Raw genomic sequence first — 24416 nt, 5'->3', positions numbered from 1 at the left:
CATTAAAATGCCCAATTTCCGTTTCTGAAGACAGGTTCTCTTTTGCCGTCAGCTGTAATACCGTCGATATTCATATCTTTGGAACCGACCATAAAATCAACATGCGTAATGCTTTCATTCAGGCCTTCTTTGACAAGCTCTTCACGTGTCATTTGTTTTCCGCCTTCAATATTAAACGCATACGCGCTGCCGATCGCCAGGTGGTTTGATGCATTTTCATCATATAGTGTGTTGTAAAATAAAATATTTGATTTAGAAATCGGAGAATCATACGGGACTAAGGCAACTTCTCCAAGATAATGTGACCCTTCATCGGTTTCGACGATGCCTTTTAAAATATCCTCGCCCTTTTCGGCTTTTACATCAACGATGCGGCCGTTTTTAAAGGTAAGGGTAAAGTTGTCGATCACGTTTCCTCCATAGCTCAGCGGTTTTGTACTGGAAACTGTCCCGTTTACGCCGTCTCGCTGCGGCAGGGTGAAAACCTCTTCGGTCGGCATGTTTGCCATAAACTCATGCCCGCTTTCATTGACGCTTCCCGCACCTGCCCACACATGTTTTTTCGGCAGCTCAATGGTTAAGTCTGTGCCTTCAGCTTGATAATGCAGCGCGCTGTAATGTTTTTTGTTAAGGTGTTCCACCTTTTCATGAAGGTTCTGATCGTGTTTCTTCCAAGCTTCCACGGGATTTTCCTCATTTACACGGGTTGTTTTGAAGATTTCCTCCCATAATAGCTGAATGGCTTTTTCCTCCGGCTGATCTGGGAATACTTTTTTCGCCCAGCCTGCTGAAGCCGCTCCGATTACCGTCCAGCTTACTTTATCTGATTGAATATATTGTCTGTATGTATGTAATGCTTTTCCGGCGGCCTTCTGGAAGGCTGCGATCCGTTTGCCGTCAGTTCCCTTTAACAGATCGGGATCAGAGGACACGACAGAAATAAACGCCGCTCCTTTTTTGGCGAGCTCTTCTTTGCCTTTTGCCTCCCATTCAGGGTATTCTTCAAACGCTTCAAAAGGAGCCATTTCGTATTTTAATCTGGATAATTCATCGTCCTGCCAGTTTACGGTGACATGTTTAGCGCCTTTTTCATACGAGTGCTTGGCAAGCAGTCTGACAAGATCACGGACATCGGTTGAGGCGTTGATTACCACATGCTGTCCTTTCTGGACATTGACGCCGACTTCTACGGCCAGCTGAGCATATGTATTTAACTTTTCAATAAACGAACTCATGGTTCATTCCTCCTCATCGGTTTTTCTCATCATATCAAATATCACCGTAGAAAGGAAAGAAAGGAGCGTAAGCAAAAAGACACAGCCTCCGCTGCGTCTTTACGGGTGATTCGGTTTTACTGTGTTTCCCGCCGGGGAATGGGGCATATTGGCTAATGAAATGCTCATTCCCCCTAAAATAATACCGCTTAAAATGACGGCCACGGCTACGCGTCTTCCTACATCTTTAAGCATATGCTTCCTCCTTAATGTTTCTCCGTTCTCACAATATGAGCTGACCGGAGAAAAAAGAAGCAGGATATTTGTAAATATTATTATTTAATGGCTTTTTGAAGCTTGTCTATCACTTCTAAAGAACGTCCCGTGCCGATTGCCACTGACTCAAGCGGGTTTGCCGCCAAATGAACGGGAACGACGATTTCCTCTGTCAGCCATTCTTTCATGCCGTTTAACATCGCGCCTCCGCCGGTTAGCACGACGCCGCGGTCGACGATATCCCCGCTCAGCTCAGGCGGACAATCCTCAAGCGTGGCTCTGATCGCTTCAAGAATGTGCAGGAGAGATTCCCGCATCGCATGCTGAATTTCATTTGACTGCAGACTGATTGTTTTCGGAAGCCCGGTCACAAGGTCACGGCCCCTGATTTCCATTGTTTCCGGCACGTGTTCAATCAGCGCAAAGCCGATTTCCATTTTCACCTGTTCCGCCGTTCGTTCCCCGATCAGCAGGTTGTATTTTTTTCTGACGAACGAAACGATATCTTCATCAAGCTGGTCGCCGCCGATTCTGATAGAGTGACATGATACGACGCCTCCGAATGAAATGATGGCTACCTCAGTCGTTCCGCCGCCGATGTCCACGACGACATTCGCTACCGGCTCGTCAACCGGCAAGTCGGCTCCGATCGCAGCGGCCACGGGCTCTTCAATCAAGTGAACGTTTTTGGCGCCGCAGTTTTTGACGGCGTCACTGATGGCCCTGCGTTCGACAGCAGTTGAGCCTGAAGGCGTGCATACGACGACATTCGGTTTGCGGAATGTCATGCCGATCTTTTTTCCGGCTTTTTTCATAATGTGTTTTAATAAGTCAGTTGTCATATCATAATCAGCAATGACGCCATCTTTCATCGGTCTTACGGCGATGATTTTCCCCGGCGTTTTTCCGATCATGCTTTTCGCGTCGGTACCGATGGCCAGCACCGCTTTTGTTGTTGTATCTATAGCGACAACAGAAGGCTCATTCAAAATAATTCCTTTATTTTTACTGTAAACTAGTATATTGGCTGTTCCTAAGTCGATTCCGATCTCAGTTGATTGAAACATATTTTCACCCAATCCCTATCCTGATTTAATTGATTCTACATTTAAAGTTTCTAAGAAAAAACACGATTTTTGGGGGTTTGCGCCGGGAATGAAATGTTTTTGTAAAAAAGGAGGGAAAGTCTGTATCCCATGTTTCATACGGACTTCAATCTGTAAAAAAACAATCATTTCCGTAAGCGGAGAAACTTTTGCTCTATTACCTTCGTCTACGTTTATGAAGGATTTTCCTTGGACATATATAAGAGACATTAAAGGAAGTAGGGGATTTCTATGAAATCAATTGGTGTAGTAAGAAAAGTAGACGAACTTGGGCGTATTGTCATGCCGATTGAATTAAGAAGAGCATTAGATATTGCGATTAAAGATAGTATCGAGTTTTTTGTAGACGGAGACAAAATCGTCTTGAAAAAATATAAGCCGCACGGTATTTGCTTAATGACGGGAGAAATTACGACTGATAATAAAGAATACGGCAACGGTAAAATTATTTTAAGCCCTGAAGGTGCGCAAATGCTGCTTGATGAAATTCAGGAAGCACTAAAAGATAAATAATGGACAGGAGAAGGGGCGGAATGAAGATTCCGGCCTTTTTTCATTGAGTTGCGCAAAACACACGAACAATAGCAAGCAAACTGCCCAAATAATTGGGAATAGTTATCATTTTTTAGTCAATAATGCAGTCAACAATGTTACAATATACAGAGAAACGCTAGCGGCAGGTGGGAATATGGGAAAATATCAAGTGCGCATCATTTCCGTAATCATGGCAATTATTTTTATTATATTTTGGGATTATCTATTCTATATTATTGAGCGGAATCCGATTAACTGGCCTGCTGACATCACCTTCACAGCCGTTGCATTAATCAGCGTCTGGCTGCTGGCTTATTGTGTAGATGATAAAAAGCAGCTTTTGATAGAGCTGAAAGACAGTGAACAGAAAGCAAAGGCGTTATCAGATGAAAAAAACCGTATCATGGATAATCTGCAGGAAATCGTTTTTCAAACGGATTCACAAGGGAATATTACATATTTAAATCAAGCCTGGACGGCTATCACGGGCCACTCAATCAGCGGATGCATGGGCACGATGTATAACGATTATTTTATAAAAGAAAAGCATATCATTGATTATATTTCCTCCCAAATTAAACAAAAGTCGGCGTCGGGTATGTTTACGGCCAAATATATCAAAAGGGACGGCACCATATTTTGGGGAGAAGTCCACTATAAGCTTTATTATGACCGAAAACAGCAATTTGTCGGAAGCCTCGGCACGATGTCCGACATCAGCGAACGGAAAAAAGCGGTGGACGAGCTTTTGAAAACGAATGAACGGCTCGCGATGCAATCTCAAAAACTTGCCATCGCCGGCGAACTCGCGGCGGGAATCGCCCATGAAGTAAGAAATCCCTTAACATCAGTCAGCGGCTTTCTCCAGCTGATGAAAGCCCAGTACCCGGAAAGAACGGATTACTTCGATATCATTTTTTCAGAGATTAAAAGAATTGATCTTGTATTGGGTGAACTGCTCCTGCTTGCCAAGCCGCAGACCGTGGCGTTTAATTCTCATAATCTTAATCATATTTTAAAACAGGTGACGACGCTTCTGGATACAAACGCGGTCCTGTCTAACACGGTGATCGAAAAAGATTTCAGCCATACGGAGTCCTGTATGATCAACGGTGATGAAAATCAGCTGAAACAGGTTTTTATCAACATTATAAAAAACGCGATAGAAGCCATGCCAGACGGAGGATATATTCATATCTGCACTGAACAGAAAGAACATGATGCGGTTATCAGCATACAGGATGAGGGAAACGGCATGTCCAAAGAAAAACTTAAAAATATAGGAAAACCGTTTTTCTCCACAAAAGATCAGGGGACAGGACTTGGTCTGCCGATTTGTTTACGAATTCTGAAGGAGCATAATGGTAAACTAAACATTAAGAGCAAAAATGGGGAAGGCAGCACGTTTCAGGTGATTTTGCCATTGGAGTCGGCTGCTGTCCAAAAGGAGGAGAGATGAGGTGCTTCTTTTTGCATACGGTTTGTTACGGAAGCGTGAAAAAAACCATCAGTTGTTGAAAGGTAAGCGGTGTGTGTGCGAGCAGGCGGCAATAAACGGCGTGCTGTACGAAACTGATAAAGGTCAGCCGGCGGCGTCATTAACAGGAACATCTTTTATTTACGGAGAACTGTACGAAACAGATCATCAGATGATCCGTAAGCTGGATGCTCATTATCTGGATTTTGAGCGAACAGAGGTCGCCGTGAATACGGACCTCGGGAATAAAACCGCCTTCGCTTATGTCATGAAGCCGGAACAATGTGTTCCATTCGACCGTATCGAAAGCGGAGACTGGAAAGAGTACCGGTTTATGAAGCGGGAGGATGACAGCCCGGTTTATTATTTCGCATATGGCTCGTGCATGGATAATGCCCGCTTTAAACAGGCGGGAGTCGATCACTTTTTTGCCGAGCCTCTCGGAGGAGCCGTTGTTGAAGGGTATTCGACGAGATTCACATTAAAGCGTCCTGACGGTTCCAGAGCTGATCTTGTAGAAGACGGCGGCCGGACTGAAGGGGTGCTGTACAAGCTGCCGTTTGAAGCGGCAACCTATTTGTATAAAAGAGAAGGCGTCGATTCTTATACGTATCGTCCCGCTTTCATAGATGCTTGTGCCAATGGCCGTGTATACACCGGCTGTCTGACGTTTCTCGTGCTTGAAAAAGCGGAGGAAATTGCGCCTCCGGGTCATTATCAGGAGGAAATCGAACGCGGGGCGGACCTGTATTTATCTCCGGGCTTTTCAGAAAAGCTCAAGCGCTATATGAATTCTTTGCCGAAAATATGATAATATTCCTACTAAGAGATATTGATTAAAGGAGCACTGTAATGAGAAAAGAGTTTGCTGTTATCGGCCTTGGCCGCTTTGGGGGGAGCATTTGCAAAGCGTTAAGTGAGGAAGGCCTTGAGGTCATGGCGATGGATATTGATGAAGATAAAGTGAATGAATACGCCAAAATCGCTTCACACGCGGTGATCGGCGATTCAACCGATGAATCCGTTCTGAAAAATTTAGGGCTGCGCAATTTTGACCATGTAATTGTTGCAATCGGCGAAAATATACAGGCGAGTATTTTAACGACGCTTATTTTAAAGGAGCTAGGCGTTCAAACCATTACGGTAAAAGCGCAAAACGATTATCATGAAAAAGTGCTGGCGAAAATCGGAGCCGATCATATCGTCCACCCTGAGCGTGACATGGCAAAGCGGATCGCACATAATATCGTATCGAACAACGTGCTCGATTATTTAGAACTGTCCGATGAACACAGCATCGTTGAAATCGTGGCCAACAGCCGCCTTGCCGGGAATACATTGCTTGATTTGGACATTCGGGCGAAGTACGGAATTAACATCGTCGCTATCAAAAGGGAAAAAGAGGTCATCGTATCTCCGCTGGCAACTGAAGTCATTCAAAAAGAAGATATTCTGATCGTCATCGGATCTATTTCAGACATTTCACGTTTTGAAAAAAGAGTGCTGCATACAAAGTAGACTAAAGCCGTCTGAACAGGACGGTTTTTTTATATGTCAGAATAGAAAGACATTAGCATGTAAGCGGTGTTTTCTTCAATTTTTATTGACTAAGATTACGCGATCCGATAGCATATTGTACCATATAAAGAAAAAGAGGAGGCCCCATTTTGAACAAAGAAACACTGGCTAAACGGCTGAACGCTTCGGCCGGCAGACAAAAAGCCGATACCGTCATTAAGAACGGAAAAATCATGGATGTATTTAATCAGGAATGGATCTCTGCAGATATCGCCATCACTGACGGAATGATCGTCGGGCTGGGTGATTATGAAGGGGAAGAAGTCATTGATGCAGAGGGTCAGATGATCGTTCCAGGCTTTATTGACGGACATGTTCATATCGAGTCCTCTATGGTTACTCCGATTGAGTTTGCAAAAGCAGTCCTTCCGCACGGCGTGACCGCTGTCATTACCGATCCGCACGAAATTGCAAACGTTTCTGGGGCGAAAGGCATCTCATTTATGATAGAGCAGGCGAAAAAAGCGCCGCTTCACATTCATTTTATGCTCCCTTCCTGTGTTCCCGCTGCAAGCTTTGAACGCTCAGGCGCGGTGTTAACAGCCGCTGACTTAAAGCCTTTTTACCAGGAGAAAGAGGTATTGGGGCTTGCGGAAGTGATGGATTATGTATCTGTTGCCGAGGGCGAAGAGGATATGATCGAGAAACTGCTCGATGCCAAACTTCATGGGAAACGGATTGACGGACATTTAGCGGGATTATCTTCTGATTTGATTAATATATACAGAACCGCATTGGTGTCAAATGATCATGAAGTGACGACAAAAGAAGAAGCGCTGGACAGAATCAGACGGGGAATGTATGTGATGCTGCGTGAAGGATCAGTGGCAAAAAATACGCTCAGCGTACTGCCGGCGGTTAATGAAAAAAATGCGCGGCGTTTTTTCTTTTGTACGGATGATAAGCATGTGGACGATTTGCTTTCAGAAGGAAGTGTCAATCACCAAGTCAAATTAGCCATAGCAGCCGGTCTAGATCCGTTTTTGGCTTATCAGCTGGGCAGCTTAAACGCCGCTGAGTGTTACGGCCTTGATACGAAAGGAGCGGTGGCGCCGGGATTTGATGCTGATTTGCTGTTTATTTCTGATTTGCGGCAGGTCACGATTACAAAGACGATGGTGAACGGGCGAACGGTTGCGGAGAACGGCCGGACGACTTATGAGCAGACGGCTGACTCAGAATCACCAGATGCCGCGCTTCTGGACACCGTGCAGCTGAAAGCACCGCTGACTGAATTGGATTTTCACATGCCGGTTCAAGAAGGAAAACATATGAATGTGATTCAAATCATACCGAATCATTTGGAGACGAGACGGAAAGAAGTGCCCGCGCCGCCTTCTGACATGTTCCGGCCGGATATCGAGCACGATTTATTAAAGATCGCCGTCGTGGAACGGCATAGCGGAGAAAAAATCATGGGGCTCGGGATCGTTCATGGATTCGGGTTAAAAGAAGGGGCGCTTGCCACCACCATTTCTCATGATTCACACAATATCATCGCCGTCGGAACAAACGATGCGGACTTGGCCGCGGCGATCAACCAGCTTCACGACATCGGCGGAGGATTAGCCGCCGTTAAAAACGGGGAATTGCTTCATTCTGTTCCGCTGCCGATTGCGGGTTTGCTTTCTGACCAATCGGCGGAGTGGGTAAATGACAGTTTGGCCGTGCTTCACGAAAAGCTTCCGCTGATGGGATTTACCGGGGATTTTAACCCGTTTCTCACTCTTTCATTTTTAGCTTTGCCGGTGATTCCGGATATTAAAATGACGGCGACGGGGCTGTTTGACGTGAAAGCCTTTCAGCATATTTCGCTGCAATAAAAAAGCTGCACTCATGATGAGTGCAGCTTTTATTATACCTCCATAATGATCGGAAGGATCATTGGGCGGCGTTTTGTTTTTTCGTATAAGAACGGTGCAAGTGTATCGGTAATTTCGTTTTTGATTTCTGACCACTGCGTCGTTTTCCGATCCATTACTTTTTCCAAATGGTTCGAAATCAGCTGCTGTGCATCGTTGATTAAATCACCGGATTCTCTCATGTAAACAAAACCTCTGGATATTAAGTCAGGTCCTGCCGATACTTTAAAGTCATCCATATTGATGCTTACGACAACGATGACAAGGCCTTCCTCTGAAAGAATACGGCGGTCCCGAAGCACGATATTTCCAATATCACCGATCCCGCTTCCGTCAATGTAAACGGAGCCGGACGGGATTTTACCTGCCACAGAAGCTTCTTCACCTTTCAACGCAAGCACTTCGCCGTTGTCCATAATAAAACAGTTCTCTTCCGGTATGCCGCAATCCATCGCAAGTTTTGTATGCATTTTCTGCATTCTGTACTCACCGTGGATCGGCATGAAGAATTTCGGTTTGATCAGGCGGAGCATCAGCTTTTGCTCTTCTTGTCCGCCGTGTCCGGATGTATGAATGTCATTCAGAGACCCGTGAATAACCTCTGCGCCCGCACGGTACAATTGGTTGATCGTGCGGCTTACGCTGATCGTGTTTCCGGGAATCGGAGAAGAAGAAAAGACCACCGTATCTCCCGGATTGATTGAAATCTGGCGGTGCGTGCCGTTAGCGATTCGAGATAACGCCGCCATCGGTTCACCCTGGCTTCCCGTACATAAAATCGTTACTTTATTTGCGGGAATCCGATTGATTTCATTATGCTCGATAAATGTATTTTTCGGACATGTGATGTACCCGAGTGTCTGTCCGATTTCGATAGCCGATTCCATACTGCGTCCAAATACGGCGACTTTTCTGCCGTTTAAAACGGCTGCTTCAATCACTTGCTGAAGGCGGTGTATATTCGAAGCAAACGTCGCGAATATAATTCTGCCGTCCACTTTGCGGAAAATATCGTGAATGCTTTCGCCTACGCGGCGTTCTGACATGGTGAAATCAGGAACTTCACTGTTTGTACTGTCAGACAGCAGGCATAACACGCCTTCTTTCCCGATTTCCGCCATCTTTGTCAGATTTGCCGGTTCGCCTACCGGAGTAAAGTCGAACTTAAAGTCACCGGTATGCACGATGTTGCCCGGAGGTGTTTTGACAACAATTCCGTATGAATCCGGAATGCTGTGTGTCGTTCTGAAGAAGGACACAGACGTCTTGCGAAACTTAACAATGTCGTCTTCTCCGATAATATTTAATTTCGTCTGTCTTAACAGTCCGTGCTCTTCAAGTTTATTCCGAAGTAAGCCGATCGCGAGTTTACCGCCGTAAACGGGAATATTTACTTGTCTGAGCAGGTATGGAATACCGCCGATATGGTCTTCGTGACCATGGGTGATAAACAAACCTTTAATTTTATCTTCATTCTTTACTAAATACGTGTAATCAGGGATTACGTAATCAATGCCGAGAAGCTCGTCTTCTGGAAACTTAATTCCCGCATCAATCAGTACAATTTCATCCTGAAACTGCACCCCGTACGTATTTTTCCCGATCTCGCCCAATCCGCCGAGGGCGAAAACGGCAGTCTGGTCATTTTTTACAAATTTCATTCCGCTCATAACTCCAATACTTTAAAATTTTCGCTCTGCTTCTCATATTCTAAGAAAGCACCGTCTACAGGCTGAACAAATTCAATGTTGTATTTCTTATCTTTCAGCTTCGTTCTGACGTCCCGTTCTGAAACGCCCTCAATATAAAGTGAATCTGTTTTTTCACGAACAGGTACTTCGTCAGCCTTCTCTTGATAAAATACCTTATAAATCATCCAAATCTCTCCTTAAATGCCGTATGTTAGACTCGCTTATTCTATTATATTCGAAAACGGAATATAAGGAAAGTCTTGAGCAAAAAAGGGACTTTCGAAAAACGAAAGATCCCTGTCAGGCAATGACTTTTTTTCGGAGCATTCCGCCCCACTGCCGTCTGAGTTTCTTCCGTAATCTGCGCAGCATAGTGCATACCTCCCATTAGGCTTAACAATTACCTTTATAGCAGTAGTATGCGGAAAATCCTGTTTTGTTTTTCGTGGGTATAAATGGAATTTAAACAAGACGGTTTGCCGGACCGAAAACTTTCTGTATGATGAAAGGGGAAAAGACGTGATGACAAATGGGATAAAGGAGAAATTGATATGAAACCTAAATTAATCTTTTTTGATATTGACGGAACAATATACGACCATGACAAGCATATCCCCGAAAGCACAAGAAAAACGGTGGCGGCGCTTAAAGACGCCGGGCACCACGTGTTTATCGCCAGCGGCCGTTCTCCGTTTTTGGTAAAACCGATTCTCGAAGAGCTCGATATTCAATCGTTTATTTCTTACAATGGGCAGTTTGTCGTATTTGAGGGTGACGTGATTTATAAAAATCCATTGCCTGAAGATGCGATCGAACGTTTATTGCAGCAGGCGGCGGAGGGGGAGCATCCTGTTGTATTTATGGCTGAGGACACAATGAAAACGACCATTGCCGGACATCCGCACGTCTCAGAAGGGATCGGCACTCTGAAAGCTCCGTATCCCGAGGTGGATGAACAGTTTTATAAAGGGAAAGAAATTTATCAGCTGCTTTTATTCTGCCGGGGTCATGAAGAAAAAGCATATGCAGCTTTTCCGGAGTTTGATTATGTCCGCTGGCATGAGCTGTCAACTGATGTGCTTCCGAGCGGAGGTTCAAAAGCCGAGGGGATAAAAAGAGTGCTTGAGCGGCTTCCGTATGAAATCAGTGACACTTATGCCTTCGGCGACGGATTAAATGATCTTGAGATGATCGGGTTTGTCGGCACTGGGGTGGCGATGGGAAATGCTGTGCCGGAATTAAAGGAGGCAGCTGATTTCGTCACGAAACCTGTAGACGAGGAAGGTATCAGCTACGCTGTAAAAGAGCTTGGCCTTCTGAAATAAAAATACCGGCACTTCTAAAGTGCCGGTCGTTTTTTACCGATCAATGGCAATGGCATTGTCTGGTTCTTTGAACGGATTTTCTTTATCGATATGGTCGTAAAACATAACCCCGTTCAAATGGTCAATCTCGTGCTGAAACACAACGGCCGGAAAGCCCTTGAGGCGAATGTCAATCTGTTCCCCTTCAAGCGTCGTTCCTTTCACTCTGATGCGGGCGTAGCGAGGAACGTAGCCCGGAATGGGCTCGTCTACAGACAGGCATCCTTCTCCGCTTGTTAAATAGCTTCTTTCGACTGAGTGGCTGACGATTTTAGGGTTAAACAGCGCGTAGCTGTATAATGTTCCTTTAGCATCTTCAGCGTGAACAGCGATCATCCGTTTTTTTACGTCGGTTTGCGGAGCCGCAAGCCCTACACCCGGACGAAGCTGGTATTTTTCGGCCAACTCCGGGTTTTGGCTGTTTTTCACAAACTCAATCATATCAGCAAGGTGCTGTTTTTCTTCGTCGGACGCGGGAAGCTGCACCTCTTCTGCGATTTCTCTGAGCGCGGGATGCCCGTCTCGGACAATATTTTCCATAGTAATCAAGAAACTTCACTCCTAAAGCTTTATATGTAAATTATAGCGAATTTCTTTACCTGGGTGCAACGAAACAAATGACCAGCCTTAAAAGGCTGGTCGATTTCATGGAAGGCGATCAGCAGCCGCAGCCTCCTCCTAAATAAGCGGCACCGACGATGATCAATAAGATAAATAATACTACGATTAACGCGAACGTGCGGCCATATCCGCCTCCGCAGCCGTATCCTCCGCCATATCCGTAACCGCCGCCATAACCGCAACAACCGCCGCCATATCCGTATCCATATCCTCCGTACATAAAAAAACCTCCTCTTTTAATTACGCTGACCCTTTGTCAGCAGGGCCGGCGTCTACTATAACCTATGTAAAAGCCAAAAAGATGTATGGTCATACGCCCTGTTTTCTCTAATTTTTTGTGCAAGTTTTCTTTGACAATCTCCTGACGGCTGCAATCCCGAAGCATGCAGAAATAAGCAATTACAGCTCAGCTATTGTCAAACGGCGCCGAGGCTTCTATAGTGGAAATTGTCAAGATTGGGGGATTTCAGTGTGAATAATTTTCAAAAACGGATGTTTGCTGGCATCGGAGCACTCGGCGCTGCAAGTATGCTGCTTGCAGGCTGCGGGGGGAAGGATCCGGTTGACACGCTTCATGATGCGATGGAAAAAGCCGTTCAAGCGGAAAAGCCGTTTCAAAAGGAACAGAAGACATTAGAGAAATTAGAGAAGAAAGACGATAAGCTGTATAACGAGGTCATTCAGATGAACATGGACGATTACTCCAAAATCGTTTCTCTGTCGGATGAAGCGCTTAAAAATGCGGATCAGCGAGAGCAGCATTTAAAAACGGAAAAAGACAGTATTGACAGCTCTAAAAAAGAATTTGAAGACGCCAGACAAGCAGCTGACTCGATTAAAGATAAAACCATTAAGAAAAAGGCTAAAGAAGCGGCTGTCCATATGGAAAAACGTTATGCATCGTACACCGGCATGCATAAAGATTATGAAAAAGCGATTCAATACGACAAAGAATTGTACAAAATGATTAAGAAAAAAGACCTGACTGCCGATGATCTTGATGAACAGATCAGCAAAGTGAACGATTCCTACGAAAAGGTGTTAAAACAAACCGGAGCGTTCAACGAGCAGACAAAACAATACAATAAATCAAGGGAAGCGCTATATAAAGCGGCAGGCTTTCACATCAAAGAAAGCTGAACGTGTGTGAAGGGGCCGGCTGTCCGGTCCCTTTTTTTATATGTTTGAAAAAACAGTTTGTGAATTCTATTGTAGTACAGTTGACAGATGTATACTAGTACAGTTTGGAAAGTGAAAAACAGCTTGCCGCGCCCGGTAAATATAAAGCGAATACATTTATTAAAAATCAATGTTCAAAACGATTGACGGGTCTTCTTTGTTTAGTGTAAACTTATCCATGTTAAGCGGTGTTGTATCAGTCATTTACAACTCCGTAATAATACAGTTCAGATCAGATAGTGATGATCCTACATAAAAGGTTTCGGCAAACTGGGGATAGGCTAAATTATATACGACTTGCTGCTAATACTTTAGGGTATCCTAGGTTTGTATGTATAAAGGAATGCACGTCTAATGACTGTTTAAAAGAAAGGAAGAGGTGACTTTAGTATGGCTGCAAAAACGAAAAAAACGATCGTTGACAGTAAGAAGCAATTTGATGCCATTAAGAAGCAGTTCGAAACGTTCCAAATTTTAAATGAAAAGGGAGAAGTCGTGAATGAAGCGGCGATGCCTGATTTAACAGATGATCAATTAAAAGAGCTTATGCGCCGCATGGTGTATACACGTGTGCTGGATCAGCGCTCTATTTCATTAAACCGTCAGGGACGTCTCGGTTTCTACGCTCCTACTGCCGGCCAAGAAGCTTCACAAATTGCAACACATTTCGCGCTTGAAAAAGAAGATTTCGTTCTTCCGGGCTACCGTGATGTACCGCAATTAATCTGGCACGGTCTGCCGCTTTATCAAGCGTTCTTATTCTCTCGCGGACACTTCCGCGGAAACCAAATGCCTGATGACGTGAACGCCCTTTCTCCGCAAATCATTATCGGTGCTCAATACATCCAAACTGCCGGTGTGGCGTTAGGTCTTAAAAAACGGGGCAAAAAAGCCGTAGCGATCACTTACACAGGTGACGGCGGTGCATCTCAAGGGGACTTCTACGAAGGAATCAACTTTGCCGGCGCTTACAAAGCTCCTGCGATCTTCGTAGTGCAAAATAACCGCTATGCCATTTCAACTCCGGTTGAAAAGCAATCAGCGGCACAAACGATTGCTCAAAAAGCAGCGGCAGCAGGAATTGTCGGTGTGCAAGTAGACGGTATGGACGCTCTTGCGGTATACGCTGCAACTGCTGAAGCGCGCGAACGCGCAGTCAACGGCGAAGGCCCGACTTTGATCGAAACACTTACATTCCGTTACGGCCCGCACACAATGGCCGGTGACGATCCTACGAAATACCGTACGAAAGAAATTGAAAACGAATGGGAGCAAAAAGATCCGCTTGTTCGTTTCCGCGCATTCCTTGAAAACAAAGGACTGTGGTCTGAAGAGGAAGAAAGCAAAGTGATTGAGGCTGCGAAAGAAGAAATTAAGCAAGCCATCAAAAAAGCAGATGCTGAACCAAAACAAAAAGTGACTGATTTAATCAAAATCATGCACGAAGAATTGCCTTATAACCTTAAAGAGCAATTAGAAACTTATACACAGAAGGAGTCGAAGTAAGCCATGGCGCAAATGACAATGATTCAAGCAATCACGGATGCGTTACGCACAGAACTGAAAAATGACGAAAATGTCTTAGTTTTCGGAGAAGACGTTGGTGTAAACGGCGGCGTATTCCGTGCGACTGAAGGATTGCAAAAAGAATTTGGTGAAGATCGTGTATTTGATACGCCTCTTGCTGAATCCGGCATCGGCGGTCTTGCTCTTGGTTTAGGGTTGAACGGTTTCCGTCCGGTTATGGAAATTCAATTCTTCGGATTTGTATATGAAGTAATGGATTCAGTTTCAGGCCAAATGGCTCGTATGCGCTACCGTTCAGGCGGACGCTGGACTTCTCCTGTGACAATCCGTTCTCCTTTCGGCGGCGGTGTTCATACACCTGAACTTCACGCTGACAGCTTAGAAGGCCTTGTGGCTCAGCAGCCGGGAATTAAAGTCGTTATTCCGTCAACTCCGTATGACGCTAAAGGGCTTTTGATTTCTGCAATCCGTGATAACGATCCTGTCGTTTTCTTAGAGCATATGAAACTTTACCGTTCTTTCCGTCAGGAAGTTCCTGAGGAAGAATATACAATCGAACTTGGCAAAGCTGATGTGAAACGCGAAGGAACTGATCTTTCTATCATCACATACGGCGCAATGGTTCATGAGTCGCTGAAAGCTGCTGAAGAGCTTGAAAAAGAAGGCGTTTCTGCTGAGGTTATCGACCTTCGTACTGTAAGCCCGCTTGATATTGATACAATCATTGCTTCTGTTGAAAAAACAGGCCGCGCAATTGTTGTACAAGAGGCTCAAAAACAAGCCGGCGTAGGCGCTAACGTTGTAGCTGAAATTAACGACCGCGCGATCCTGAGCTTGGAAGCTCCTGTTCTCCGCGTCGCTGCGCCTGATACAGTATTTCCTTTCTCGCAAGCTGAGAGCGTATGGCTTCCAAACCATAAAGACGTTCTTGAAACTGCGAAAAAAGTTCTTGAATTTTAATCAGGTTTCATAACAGGAGGAGAAGACGAGTGCTTTTCCTCCCTTATTTAAAGGGCTGTTTTTCTGATGGTTCAATGCTTGCGTATGTATAACTAAAATTTGCTTAATCAACTAGGAGGTCGAAAACTGTGGCATTTGAATTTAAACTTCCAGATATCGGAGAAGGTATCCACGAAGGTGAAATCGTTAAGTGGTTTGTCAAGCCGAACGACGAGGTAGAAGAAGACGATGTACTGGCTGAAGTGCAAAATGATAAAGCAGTGGTAGAAATTCCTTCACCTGTCAAAGGAAAAGTATTAGAATTAAAAGTTGAAGAGGGAACAGTTGCAACTGTTGGACAAACGATTATTACGTTTGACGCACCTGGTTACGAAGATCTTCAATTCAAAGGAAGCGACGAGTCCGGCGACGCAAAAACTGAAGCGCAAGTTCAGTCATCTGCTGAAGCGGGACAAGATGTAGCGAAAGAAGAGCGCGCTGCCGAGCCGGCAAAAGAAACCGGCGCAGGACAGCAGGACCAAGCGGAAGCTGATCCGAACAAACGCGTAATCGCTATGCCTTCCGTACGTAAATATGCGCGTGAAAAGGGCGTTGATATCCGTAAAGTAACGGGTTCAGGAAATAACGGACGCGTTGTAAAAGAAGATATCGACAGCTTTGCAAATGGCGGAGCGGCTCAAGAGGCGGCGCCTCAAGAAACTGCTGCACCTCAGGAAACAGCAAAACCTGCAGCGGTTCAAGCTCCTGAAGGCGAATTCCCGGAAACTCGTGAAAAAATGAGCGGTATCCGTAAAGCGATTGCAAAAGCAATGGTGAACTCTAAGCATACTGCACCGCACGTAACTCTAATGGATGAAGTTGACGTAACAAATCTTGTTGCACACCGCAAACAGTTCAAACAAGTTGCTGCTGATCAAGGCATTAAGCTGACATACTTGCCTTACGTCGTAAAAGCTTTAACATCCGCGCTCAAAAAATTCCCTGTTTTAAACACATCTATTGATGATAAAACAGATGAAGTCGTTCAAAAACACTACTTCAACATTGGAATCGCTGCGGATACTGAAAAAGGCTTGCTAGTGCCGGTAGTGAAAAATGCCGATCGTAAAGCCGTTTTCGAAATCTCTGATGAAATCAACAGCCTTGCTACAAAAGCGCGTGAAGGCAAGCTTGCACCTGCAGAAATGAAAGGCGCTTCTTGCACAATCACAAATATCGGTTCTGCCGGCGGCCAATGGTTTACTCCGGTCATTAACCATCCAGAGGTTGCGATTCTCGGTATCGGCCGCATCGCTGAAAAAGCGATTGTCCGCGACGGTGAAATTGTAGCTGCTCCTGTCTTAGCTCTTTCTCTCAGCTTCGACCACCGTATGATCGACGGAGCAACTGCACAAAATGCGTTAAATCACATCAAGCGTTTACTGAACGATCCACAACTTATTTTAATGGAGGCGTAATGTTATGGTAGTAGGAGATTTCCCTATTGAAACAGATACTCTTGTGATTGGTGCGGGACCTGGCGGCTATGTGGCTGCCATCCGCGCCGCTCAGCTTGGACAAAAAGTAACAGTCGTTGAAAAAGCAACTCTTGGAGGCGTTTGTCTGAACGTCGGCTGTATTCCTTCAAAAGCGCTCATCAATGCAGGCCATCGTTATGAGAACGCAAAACACTCAGATGACATGGGAATCACTGCTGAGAACGTAACAGTTGATTTTACAAAAGTCCAAGAATGGAAAGCTTCTGTTGTAAATAAACTCACTGGCGGTGTTGCAGGTCTCCTGAAAGGAAATAAAGTAGACGTCGTCAAAGGCGAAGCTTATTTCGTAGACAGCAACTCTGTCCGTGTGATGGATGAGAACTCTGCGCAAACATATACATTTAAAAACGCGATTCTTGCTACCGGTTCTCGCCCTATCGAATTGCCAAACTTCAAATATAGCGAACGCGTTCTGAATTCTACAGGCGCACTTGCGCTTAAAGAAATTCCTAAAAAGCTTGTTGTCATCGGCGGCGGATATATCGGTACTGAGCTTGGAACAGCGTATGCAAACTTCGGAACTGAACTTGTTATTCTAGAAGGCGGAGACGAAATTCTTCCTGGCTTCGAAAAACAAATGAGTTCTCTTGTAAAACGCAACCTAAAGAAAAAAGGCAACGTTGAAATTCATACAAGCGCTATGGCAAAAGGCGTCGAAGAAAAAGCTGACGGCGTAACAGTTACCTTTGAAGTAAAAGGTGAAGAAAAAACGGTTGATGCTGATTACGTATTAATCACTGTCGGCCGCCGTCCAAACACTGATGAGCTCGGACTTGAGCAAGTCGGTATTGAGATGACTGACCGCGGCGTAGTCAAAACTGACAAGCAATGCCGTACAAACGTGCCGAACATTTACGCAATCGGTGATATCATCGATGGACCTCCATTGGCTCACAAAGCGTCTTACGAAGGTAAAATCGCTGCGGAAGCTATCGCCGGAGAGCCTGCTGAAATCGATTACCTCGGTATTCCAGCCGTTGTATTCTCTGAGCCTGAACTGGCTTCTGTCGGTTACACTGAAGCACAGGCGAAAGAAGAAGGTCTTGAAGTGGTTGCTTCTAAATTCCCGTTTGCTGCAAACGGACGTGCGCTTTCTCTTAACGAAACTGACGGCTTTATGAAGCTGATCACTCGTAAAGAAGACGGACTTGTCATCGGTGCGCAAATTGCCGGTGCGAGCGCTTCTGACATGATTTCTGAATTGAGCTTGGCGATCGAAGGCGGAATGACTGCTGAAGATATCGCAATGACAATTCACGCTCACCCGACATTGGGCGAAATCACAATGGAAGCGGCGGAAGTGGCCATCGGAAGCCCGATCCATATCGTAAAATAATAACGTAATACAAAAAACAGCCTCCGTGTCATAACGGGGGCTGTTTTTTATTGTGCCAGCACATGCTGCATAGGCTTTATAATATCTTCTTTTTTCTTAACCGACCCTTCTATCTTCATGACGACATGGCTATGGTTAATGACCATAAGAGCCGGGAACGTATTGATTTCTTTTTCCCATCCTTTTCTGTTGTCATATACCTTCATTTGATCTACATGATGAGGATATTTCTTCTCCAAATCAAGGATCGCATCGTAATAGGGCACTTCTTTATCTATATGGTTTTCATCGGAAAAAAACAAGATTTGAGTGTGATGAATGCTGTCGATCCGGTTTTTTTTGAATGGACTGACCGTAGAAACCGAACAGCTTGACAAAACAAACAACATCAAAAAAAAGGGAATCACCATGCGGTAGCGCATCTATCTTTCTCCTCTGTTTTATATTGTAATGGAATATCCGTTTAACAAGGACTATATAAAGTGTATCACGAGACCTGAGAAAGCTAAGGCTTGTTACTTAATTGTTATATAATTGAAACTGTTTTTAATGAAGAAATAATACGGGTGACAAGATCCGTTCACAATGCGTAATAAAGGCACATTATTCATCGTGAAACTGCTGTTTTTTCGTTATACTGTGGGCAAAACCAAGCAGGAGGGATTCTTATGTATAAAGCAATTGCAGCTGTCATGTGTGTTTTCTTCCTCGTCAGCTGCCAATCAAATCAGGAGCCGGAATCAAGCAAAACCCATTCGCATGTCGCTTCCGGTAAAACGGAGCAGAAAACCAGCAAGGAAAAAACAGATAAACCGGTAAAGCAAAAGGCTGAGGCCCGCTATCAAATCAATCCGAAAACCTTTGCGGTTGAAAGACTGGATGAACAGAAAGACAAAAAACCGATTGCGCTGTTAACCATTGATGACGCGCCGGACCGGCATGCGGCTGACATCGCCGACAAGCTGCACGACCTTCATGCATCAGCGATTTTTTTTGTGAACGGACAATTTCTAAAAAAAGATGAAAATAAAAAAGCGCTTCAGCATATTCATGATTTAGGCTTTATGATCGGAAATCATACGATGACCCATCAAAATTTAAAAAATCTTTCAGAACAAAAGCAACGGGAAGAAATTATCGGCGTCAACAAAGCCGTTGAGAAGGTAATCGGGGAAAAGCCTGCATTTTTCAGAGCGCCCTTCGGAAGCAACACGGATTACAGTGACAGGCTCATCCAAAAAGAAGGTATGGTGAAAACGAATTGGACCTTCGGATATGACTGGGACCAGAAATATCAATCAAAAAAAGCGCTCACAGACATTACCCTTAACAGCCCTTATTTACAGGACGGCGCTAATATCCTCATGCATGATCGGAAGTGGACGGATGAAGCGATACCGGACATTGTGAAAGGACTCCGGGATAAAGGATATACCATTATCGATCCAAAAGCGATCAAGAGGCCGTAAAAAATAAATGTGTTATACAGTTTAGTGGTTGACATATTAAATGTGACATAATAATATAATAACAACAAATGAAAATTAAGCGTTTTCAAATTCTGAGAAATGGGGAATGAGAGATGGGAACGATTGTTTGCCAAGACTGTAACGAAGCCATTCATTACTTTGAGGATGAGAAGGTGACAACGTTATACGGAACATGCTGCGGACAATGCCAGTGTCATCTTGAAGAAGAGTAAAAAATATAAAAAAAGCCCGAAACCACTTGTGTTTCGGGCTTTTTCATGCCTTATTGGATGGCCTTTTGTTCTTTAATGACACGGATCATTTCAAGTGTCGCGTCTTCAGGGCCTTGAACGGGAAGGCCGGCATCAAGGTTTTTGAAAATGTAGCTGATGTTTTCTTCTGTAATGATTTCACCAGGAATAAAAATCGGTATTCCCGGCGGATACACCATAACAAACTCCGCAATAATCCGTCCCGCCGATTCTTTCAAAGGGACGATTTCCGTATTGGCGTAAAATGCGTCACGGGGTGTCATGGCTAAAAGCGGAATTTCAGGGAGCAGGACTTCCGTTTGCTTATGAGCAAATTCATTGGCTGAGGCCCGTTTTGAAATCTCGGCAAGCGCGTTTACAAGACGGTCAGCATCATCAGCTCTGTCGCCCGGAGTGAAAATACATAAAATGTTATACAAATCGGACAGTTCGACTTCGATATTATATGATTCGCGCAGCCATTTTTCAACGTCATGACCCGTCAGGCCGAGATTTTTGACAGAGATGATTAATTTGGTCGGATCATAACTGAACGCAGCCTTAGAGCCCGTTATCTCTTCTCCGACACAGCGAATGCCTTCAATTTGGTTCAGGCGTTCCCGTGTTTGATTTGCCAGGATAATCGTATCCTCCAGAAGCTTTCGGCCTTCTGTTGCCAGCCGTTTTCTCGCGACGTCTAATGAAGCGAGAAGCAAGTAGGAAGTTGATGTTGTTGTCAGCATGCTTAAAATCGATTGCACCCTGTCTTTAGACACAAGGCCTTCTCTTACATTTAAGATAGAGCTTTGCGTCAAAGAACCGCCTAATTTGTGAACGCTTGTGGCTGCCATATCAGCGCCTGCCTGCATAGCGGACAGAGGGAGCTGATCATGGAAGTGAATATGCACGCCGTGTGCTTCATCCACAAGGACCGGGACGCTGTAAGAATGCGCGAGCTTCACAATGCTGCTTAAGTCGGCTGCGACGCCGAAATAAGTCGGATTAATGACAAGAAGCCCTTTGGCGTCAGGGTGCTCAGTCAAGGCGCGCTCGGCTGATTCGAGTGTGATGCCGTGAGAGATGCCAAGCTCGTCATCAATTTCCGGGTGTATAAAAATAGGCACCGCTCCGGAAAATACAATAGCTGTCATAATTGATTTATGGACATTTCTCGGGATGATGATTTTATCTCCGGGTCCGCAAACCGCCATGACCATCGTCATTATGGCGCCGCTCGTTCCTTGTACGGAAAAGAAGGTGTGGTCTGCGCCGAATGCCTCAGCCGCCAGTTCCTGCGCTTCTTTAATAATCCCTTTTGGCGCATGTAAATCATCAAGAGGTTCAATGTTAATTAAATCTATGCTTAACGCGTTTTCTCCGATAAATTGTCTGAATTCTGGGTCCATCCCTGCGCCTTTTTTGTGGCCCGGAATGTGGAATTGGACAGGCTGTCTGTTCGCGTGCTTTTTCAGTCCGCTGTACAGGGGTGTTTCTTGTTGCGGCAATTGTTTTCCCACCTTTGTCATAATACCTACGCAATTAGTGTGTATTACATTCAGTTTATTACCCGTTTTTTAAACGTAAAACAAATGAATTATATTATGAACTTGAAAGAATGTAAAGAACAATTTATGATCTATGGAAGATGCTTTTTTTGAGCAGGATAATGAAGGAGTGAAGAGATTTGGAATATCAATATCCGATGAACGAGGACTGGACGACAGAAGAGGCTGTGGATGTAATTGCCTTTTTTCAGCAGGTGGAAAATGCCTATGAAAAAGGTACGGACCGTGACAAATTGCTGCAGGCGTACCGCCGCTTCAAAGAAATTGTTCCGGGAAAAGCGGAGGAAAAGAAGATTTGCGGCCAATTTGAGACAGACAGCACATATTCTCCGTACAGGACTGTGAAACAGGCAAAAGAATCAGATCAAGCGGTTATTAAGATGTAAATAAAAGCGAGCCGGAAACGGCCCGCTTTTTATGTTATGAGACTTTCTGCGTCAGAGTGTATAAAAACGAAAGCTTATGAAAGGCATCTTCAATCGTTTGCAGAAATTCTTGGTTATTCATATTAATAACCTCGTCTTTTGGAAGCTGAATGCCGCATAAAAGCTCAGCTTTTTTTACTGTCTGCAGACGTTCAAATAATGTTTTCAGCTGCTCATGATCCATTTCTGACTGCTTGTACGCAGCAGGCTTCGTATGATCCGGCGACCAGACAAAGTGAGCCGGGATTTGCTTTGTAACCTCTTCCTGCTTCGCTTCAAGCAATTTGCCGTACTCCTCTTTTATCGGAGACTCATAAATGATGGCGAACCATACAAACATATGAGTGTCCCATAAACCGATTTGAAAGTGGGGGAGTTTTTTGTAGCCCCTTTTGCTGCTGGCAAAGGCGACCCAGCTGTCAGCCGGCGGGTTGACCGATCTTCTGGCGTGCTTGGCGACGTGCGGAAACATTTCGTCTCCGGTCAATGCCGACAATGTCGGGGCAAAATGCTCGCCTAAAAGGGTCAGCTTCGGCCGGACCTGTTCCTTTAACACCTCCATGCGCGCATCTAAACCTTCTATTGTAAATGTATCAAAGTCTTCATTTGTAAAACGCATCTGTGTCATGTTTTTCCTCCTTATAATAAGTATTCATATTTTACCACAGTTGCTTTTCCCGGCAAAAACATTGAGAACGTTTGAAGAGAGGAGAAATGTGGTAAAAAACGAATAGGTAAACACACAATTTTTAGAATGATGTTACAGCCGAATATAAGTTTCCATACGATATAAGAAGTATCATAAATGATTTGGAATGGGATGCTTTTTTAACAAATGATCTCTGGAAGGGGCGAAAGACAATGAGGCAAGTGGTGAAGGAAGGGTTCAGAGAGGAAAAAAATAACCGTGTAGCTGTCTGGAGACTAGAGGTTGATTATGAATTGGCAACCCTGTACGAGGCATTGCAAAAAGAAAATGAAGATCAAATTGATCTCAGCAAAAGGAAATTAGAGCGTCTCAGAAAAGAATGGATTCGTCTTAACGGATAAAGAATAGTAAAAACGAACCGCCGGAATGGTTCGTTTTTACGTGAGAAGGCATATTTTTCATTTTCCTTGCTTTTTAATCGCTTTTATCAGTATGCTATAGAGTAAAGCTATACATAGAAAAGAGGTACACGGTATGACAAATTGGACGGAAATTGATGAAATCGCAAAAAAATGGGTGAGAGAAGCGGGAAGCAGAATCAAACAATCCATGCAGGAAAAATTGACGATCGAAACAAAATCAAATCCGAATGATTTAGTCACGAATATTGATAAAGAGACAGAACGCTTTTTCATTGACCGTATACAGCAAACCTTTCCGGGCCACCGCATTCTCGGGGAAGAAGGGCAGGGGGATAAGCTGCACTCCCTTGAAGGCGTTGTCTGGATTATCGATCCGATTGACGGGACGATGAATTTTATCCACCAGCAGCGGCATTTTGCGATCTCAATCGGCATTTTTGAAAACGGAAAAGGGAAAATCGGGTTGATTTATGATGTCATGCAGGATGAGCTGTACCACGCATTCAGCGGAGAGGGCGCTTATATGAATGACACGGCGCTGCCTTCTTTGCGGGAAGTGTCGATTGAAGAAGCGATTATTGCAGTGAATGCCACTTGGGTGACGGAGAACAGAAGAATTGACCCGGGCATTTTAGCGCCGCTTGTGAAACGGGTGAGAGGGACACGCTCTTACGGCTCTGCGGCACTGGAGCTGGCAAGTGTCGCGGCAGGACGCATCGACGCATACATTACCATGAGGCTCGCTCCGTGGGATTACGCTGCAGGCTGTATTTTGCTGAACGAAGTCGGAGGCATTTATACAACAATTGAAGGGGAGCACTTCACGTTTTTAGACAACCACAGCGTGCTAGCGGGAAATCCGGCGATACATAAAATCATTTTTGACGACTATTTGCATGCTGACAAGTAGGGATTTTGAAGAGGCGGATCTCAGCTTCTTGGAGCGATTAGCAGAAGCTCATCCTGTGTGGAAAAAAGAGGAACTTGGAACAAAAGATGCTGCGAGCTTTATGCTTACGTACTCCATGTATAATGGAACATGGCTCGTATGGGAGGATGACGGGATTCCGGCTGCCGTCAGCTTTCATTTGGAATGGGCGCCCTCAAACGGTAAGCCGTGGCTTGGAACCGTGGCGGTACGTCCCGAAGCAGAGCATAAAGGATTTGCCCGCGCGATTATAGAAAAGATTGCAAGCAGGCTGAAAGCGGAAAATAAAGCTATGTTTGCAGCCGTTCCGGTTGACAGGCAGGAATGGGTTCTGTTTTTAAGCCAATGCGGCTTTGAACAGCTGAAACTTGAAAAAGACGACCGGGAAAATACGTATATGATTTTGGTAAAACCATTGTGAAAAGCCGCCGTGTAAAACCGGCG

General features: G+C 44.8%; 27 protein-coding genes. 17 read left to right on the top strand and 10 right to left on the bottom strand.

The genetic code is table 11. From position 1 onward, the window contains the following. Positions 1 to 2 precede the first annotated feature (2 nt). From KY305_RS06300 to mreBH, 3 genes are all read right to left on the bottom strand, one after another. Positions 3 to 1235: an aminopeptidase gene (locus KY305_RS06300; RefSeq protein WP_061522043.1), complete on the bottom strand. Its 1233-nt coding sequence runs from the start codon at positions 1233 to 1235 to the stop codon at positions 3 to 5. A gap of 99 nt (positions 1236 to 1334) precedes the next feature. Then, a complete protein-coding gene (locus KY305_RS06295; RefSeq protein ID WP_214799584.1) occupies positions 1335 to 1469 on the bottom strand; it encodes a protein YkpC in 135 nt (44 codons plus the stop codon). A gap of 80 nt (positions 1470 to 1549) precedes the next feature. Then, a complete protein-coding gene (mreBH, locus tag KY305_RS06290; protein WP_223061819.1) occupies positions 1550 to 2557 on the bottom strand; it encodes a cell shape-determining protein MreBH in 1008 nt (335 codons plus the stop codon). A 270-nt stretch (positions 2558 to 2827) separates the two neighbouring features. Between mreBH and KY305_RS06285 the strand changes: the two genes are divergently transcribed. The 5 genes from KY305_RS06285 to ade all read left to right on the top strand — a co-directional run bounded on the left by KY305_RS06285 (position 2828) and on the right by ade (position 8008). Further along, entirely contained in the window at positions 2828 to 3109 is a 282-nt protein-coding gene (locus KY305_RS06285; RefSeq protein WP_061522042.1) for a transcriptional regulator AbhA, read from the top strand. 175 nt (positions 3110 to 3284) lie between these two features. Next, a complete protein-coding gene (locus tag KY305_RS06280; protein WP_223061818.1) occupies positions 3285 to 4589 on the top strand; it encodes an ATP-binding protein in 1305 nt (434 codons plus the stop codon). Position 4590: 1 nt separating this feature from the next. Beyond that, on the top strand, positions 4591 to 5418 hold the full coding sequence (locus KY305_RS06275; protein WP_223061817.1) for a gamma-glutamylcyclotransferase family protein: 828 nt from the start codon (positions 4591 to 4593) through the stop codon (positions 5416 to 5418). 41 nt (positions 5419 to 5459) lie between these two features. Then, positions 5460 to 6125 carry a Ktr system potassium transporter KtrC gene (ktrC, locus tag KY305_RS06270; protein WP_223061816.1) on the top strand — a complete coding sequence of 222 codons (666 nt, stop codon included), beginning with the start codon at positions 5460 to 5462 and terminating at the stop codon, positions 6123 to 6125. A gap of 149 nt (positions 6126 to 6274) precedes the next feature. Continuing rightward, positions 6275 to 8008 carry an adenine deaminase gene (gene ade / locus KY305_RS06265; protein WP_223061815.1) on the top strand — a complete coding sequence of 578 codons (1734 nt, stop codon included), beginning with the start codon at positions 6275 to 6277 and terminating at the stop codon, positions 8006 to 8008. A 32-nt stretch (positions 8009 to 8040) separates the two neighbouring features. Here ade and rnjA read toward each other — a convergent pair whose 3' ends face one another. Continuing rightward, positions 8041 to 9708: a ribonuclease J1 gene (gene rnjA / locus KY305_RS06260; RefSeq protein ID WP_223061814.1), complete on the bottom strand. Its 1668-nt coding sequence runs from the start codon at positions 9706 to 9708 to the stop codon at positions 8041 to 8043. A gap of 5 nt (positions 9709 to 9713) precedes the next feature. Further along, entirely contained in the window at positions 9714 to 9923 is a 210-nt protein-coding gene (locus tag KY305_RS06255; protein WP_061522037.1) for a DNA-dependent RNA polymerase subunit epsilon, read from the bottom strand. A 366-nt stretch (positions 9924 to 10289) separates the two neighbouring features. Between KY305_RS06255 and KY305_RS06250 the strand changes: the two genes are divergently transcribed. Then, positions 10290 to 11063 carry a Cof-type HAD-IIB family hydrolase gene (locus KY305_RS06250; protein ID WP_214799571.1) on the top strand — a complete coding sequence of 258 codons (774 nt, stop codon included), beginning with the start codon at positions 10290 to 10292 and terminating at the stop codon, positions 11061 to 11063. Positions 11064 to 11096: 33 nt separating this feature from the next. Here the strand turns inward: KY305_RS06250 and def are convergent, their stop codons facing one another. Together def and KY305_RS06240 are read right to left on the bottom strand one after the other, a co-directional pair. After that, positions 11097 to 11651, bottom strand: coding sequence for a peptide deformylase (gene def, locus KY305_RS06245; protein WP_223061813.1), 555 nt, complete (start codon positions 11649 to 11651; stop codon positions 11097 to 11099). A 109-nt stretch (positions 11652 to 11760) separates the two neighbouring features. Continuing rightward, positions 11761 to 11943, bottom strand: coding sequence for a YjcZ family sporulation protein (locus KY305_RS06240; protein ID WP_223061812.1), 183 nt, complete (start codon positions 11941 to 11943; stop codon positions 11761 to 11763). A gap of 251 nt (positions 11944 to 12194) precedes the next feature. Between KY305_RS06240 and KY305_RS06235 the strand changes: the two genes are divergently transcribed. From KY305_RS06235 to lpdA, 5 genes are all read left to right on the top strand, one after another. After that, entirely contained in the window at positions 12195 to 12863 is a 669-nt protein-coding gene (locus KY305_RS06235; protein WP_223061811.1) for a YkyA family protein, read from the top strand. A 429-nt stretch (positions 12864 to 13292) separates the two neighbouring features. After that, entirely contained in the window at positions 13293 to 14408 is a 1116-nt protein-coding gene (gene pdhA / locus KY305_RS06230) for a pyruvate dehydrogenase (acetyl-transferring) E1 component subunit alpha (RefSeq protein WP_061522033.1), read from the top strand. A gap of 3 nt (positions 14409 to 14411) precedes the next feature. Then, positions 14412 to 15389, top strand: a complete 978-nt coding sequence (gene pdhB / locus KY305_RS06225) for a pyruvate dehydrogenase complex E1 component subunit beta (RefSeq protein WP_013352120.1) — start codon at positions 14412 to 14414, stop codon at positions 15387 to 15389. 128 nt (positions 15390 to 15517) lie between these two features. After that, positions 15518 to 16846, top strand: a complete 1329-nt coding sequence (pdhC, locus tag KY305_RS06220; protein ID WP_061522032.1) for a pyruvate dehydrogenase complex dihydrolipoyllysine-residue acetyltransferase — start codon at positions 15518 to 15520, stop codon at positions 16844 to 16846. A 4-nt stretch (positions 16847 to 16850) separates the two neighbouring features. Further along, positions 16851 to 18263, top strand: coding sequence for a dihydrolipoyl dehydrogenase (gene lpdA / locus KY305_RS06215; RefSeq protein ID WP_214799563.1), 1413 nt, complete (start codon positions 16851 to 16853; stop codon positions 18261 to 18263). Between the two features lie 47 nt (positions 18264 to 18310). Here lpdA and KY305_RS06210 read toward each other — a convergent pair whose 3' ends face one another. Beyond that, positions 18311 to 18685, bottom strand: coding sequence for a hypothetical protein (locus KY305_RS06210; RefSeq protein WP_214799561.1), 375 nt, complete (start codon positions 18683 to 18685; stop codon positions 18311 to 18313). Between the two features lie 246 nt (positions 18686 to 18931). On the opposite strand from KY305_RS06210, the gene KY305_RS06205 reads away from it, so the two are divergent. Together KY305_RS06205 and KY305_RS06200 are read left to right on the top strand one after the other, a co-directional pair. Next, positions 18932 to 19732, top strand: coding sequence for a polysaccharide deacetylase family protein (locus KY305_RS06205; protein WP_223061810.1), 801 nt, complete (start codon positions 18932 to 18934; stop codon positions 19730 to 19732). Between the two features lie 113 nt (positions 19733 to 19845). Further along, positions 19846 to 19965 (top strand): GapA-binding peptide SR1P, encoded by a 120-nt coding sequence (locus KY305_RS06200; protein WP_003154518.1) that lies wholly within the window; start codon positions 19846 to 19848, stop codon positions 19963 to 19965. A gap of 50 nt (positions 19966 to 20015) precedes the next feature. Here KY305_RS06200 and KY305_RS06195 read toward each other — a convergent pair whose 3' ends face one another. Beyond that, positions 20016 to 21488: an aminotransferase class I/II-fold pyridoxal phosphate-dependent enzyme gene (locus KY305_RS06195; RefSeq protein WP_223061809.1), complete on the bottom strand. Its 1473-nt coding sequence runs from the start codon at positions 21486 to 21488 to the stop codon at positions 20016 to 20018. A gap of 179 nt (positions 21489 to 21667) precedes the next feature. Between KY305_RS06195 and KY305_RS06190 the strand changes: the two genes are divergently transcribed. Then, positions 21668 to 21934 (top strand): UPF0223 family protein, encoded by a 267-nt coding sequence (locus KY305_RS06190; protein WP_223061808.1) that lies wholly within the window; start codon positions 21668 to 21670, stop codon positions 21932 to 21934. Between the two features lie 34 nt (positions 21935 to 21968). Here the strand turns inward: KY305_RS06190 and KY305_RS06185 are convergent, their stop codons facing one another. Beyond that, positions 21969 to 22601, bottom strand: coding sequence for a DUF1054 domain-containing protein (locus tag KY305_RS06185; protein WP_223061807.1), 633 nt, complete (start codon positions 22599 to 22601; stop codon positions 21969 to 21971). A 233-nt stretch (positions 22602 to 22834) separates the two neighbouring features. Here KY305_RS06185 and KY305_RS06180 point away from each other — a divergent pair, with 233 nt between their 5' ends. From KY305_RS06180 to KY305_RS06170, 3 genes are all read left to right on the top strand, one after another. Then, the gene (locus KY305_RS06180; protein ID WP_214799552.1) at positions 22835 to 23023 is read left to right on the top strand and encodes a hypothetical protein; all 189 of its coding nucleotides are present in this window, start codon (positions 22835 to 22837) and stop codon (positions 23021 to 23023) included. Between the two features lie 133 nt (positions 23024 to 23156). After that, the gene (gene suhB, locus KY305_RS06175; protein WP_223061806.1) at positions 23157 to 23954 is read left to right on the top strand and encodes an inositol-1-monophosphatase; all 798 of its coding nucleotides are present in this window, start codon (positions 23157 to 23159) and stop codon (positions 23952 to 23954) included. Further along, on the top strand, positions 23941 to 24393 hold the full coding sequence (locus tag KY305_RS06170) for a GNAT family N-acetyltransferase (protein ID WP_223061805.1): 453 nt from the start codon (positions 23941 to 23943) through the stop codon (positions 24391 to 24393). The genes suhB and KY305_RS06170 overlap by 14 nt, the downstream gene beginning before the upstream one ends. The last annotated feature ends 23 nt before the right edge of the window (positions 24394 to 24416 follow it).

The sequence above is a fragment of the Bacillus sp. YC2 genome, assembly GCF_019891195.1.
In the GTDB taxonomy this organism is placed as follows: domain Bacteria; phylum Bacillota; class Bacilli; order Bacillales; family Bacillaceae; genus Bacillus.
The sequence above is the reverse complement of the archived record's forward strand: the minus strand, read 5'-3'. Positions and strand labels throughout refer to the sequence as shown.

Coding starts and splice junctions, on each gene's coding strand:
- KY305_RS06300 (WP_061522043.1), bottom strand. CDS start 1,235: ATGAGTTCGTTTATTGAAAAGTTAAATACATATGCTCAGCTGGCCGTA.
- KY305_RS06295 (WP_214799584.1), bottom strand. CDS start 1,469: ATGCTTAAAGATGTAGGAAGACGCGTAGCCGTGGCCGTCATTTTAAGC.
- mreBH (WP_223061819.1), bottom strand. CDS start 2,557: ATGTTTCAATCAACTGAGATCGGAATCGACTTAGGAACAGCCAATATA.
- KY305_RS06285 (WP_061522042.1), top strand. CDS start 2,828: ATGAAATCAATTGGTGTAGTAAGAAAAGTAGACGAACTTGGGCGTATT.
- KY305_RS06280 (WP_223061818.1), top strand. CDS start 3,285: ATGGGAAAATATCAAGTGCGCATCATTTCCGTAATCATGGCAATTATT.
- ktrC (WP_223061816.1), top strand. CDS start 5,460: ATGAGAAAAGAGTTTGCTGTTATCGGCCTTGGCCGCTTTGGGGGGAGC.
- rnjA (WP_223061814.1), bottom strand. CDS start 9,708: ATGAAATTTGTAAAAAATGACCAGACTGCCGTTTTCGCCCTCGGCGGA.
- KY305_RS06255 (WP_061522037.1), bottom strand. CDS start 9,923: ATGATTTATAAGGTATTTTATCAAGAGAAGGCTGACGAAGTACCTGTT.
- KY305_RS06250 (WP_214799571.1), top strand. CDS start 10,290: ATGAAACCTAAATTAATCTTTTTTGATATTGACGGAACAATATACGAC.
- KY305_RS06240 (WP_223061812.1), bottom strand. CDS start 11,943: ATGTACGGAGGATATGGATACGGATATGGCGGCGGTTGTTGCGGTTAT.
- pdhA (WP_061522033.1), top strand. CDS start 13,293: ATGGCTGCAAAAACGAAAAAAACGATCGTTGACAGTAAGAAGCAATTT.
- pdhB (WP_013352120.1), top strand. CDS start 14,412: ATGGCGCAAATGACAATGATTCAAGCAATCACGGATGCGTTACGCACA.
- lpdA (WP_214799563.1), top strand. CDS start 16,851: ATGGTAGTAGGAGATTTCCCTATTGAAACAGATACTCTTGTGATTGGT.
- KY305_RS06210 (WP_214799561.1), bottom strand. CDS start 18,685: ATGCGCTACCGCATGGTGATTCCCTTTTTTTTGATGTTGTTTGTTTTG.
- KY305_RS06205 (WP_223061810.1), top strand. CDS start 18,932: ATGTATAAAGCAATTGCAGCTGTCATGTGTGTTTTCTTCCTCGTCAGC.
- KY305_RS06200 (WP_003154518.1), top strand. CDS start 19,846: ATGGGAACGATTGTTTGCCAAGACTGTAACGAAGCCATTCATTACTTT.
- KY305_RS06185 (WP_223061807.1), bottom strand. CDS start 22,601: ATGACACAGATGCGTTTTACAAATGAAGACTTTGATACATTTACAATA.
- KY305_RS06180 (WP_214799552.1), top strand. CDS start 22,835: ATGAGGCAAGTGGTGAAGGAAGGGTTCAGAGAGGAAAAAAATAACCGT.
- suhB (WP_223061806.1), top strand. CDS start 23,157: ATGACAAATTGGACGGAAATTGATGAAATCGCAAAAAAATGGGTGAGA.
- KY305_RS06170 (WP_223061805.1), top strand. CDS start 23,941: ATGCTGACAAGTAGGGATTTTGAAGAGGCGGATCTCAGCTTCTTGGAG.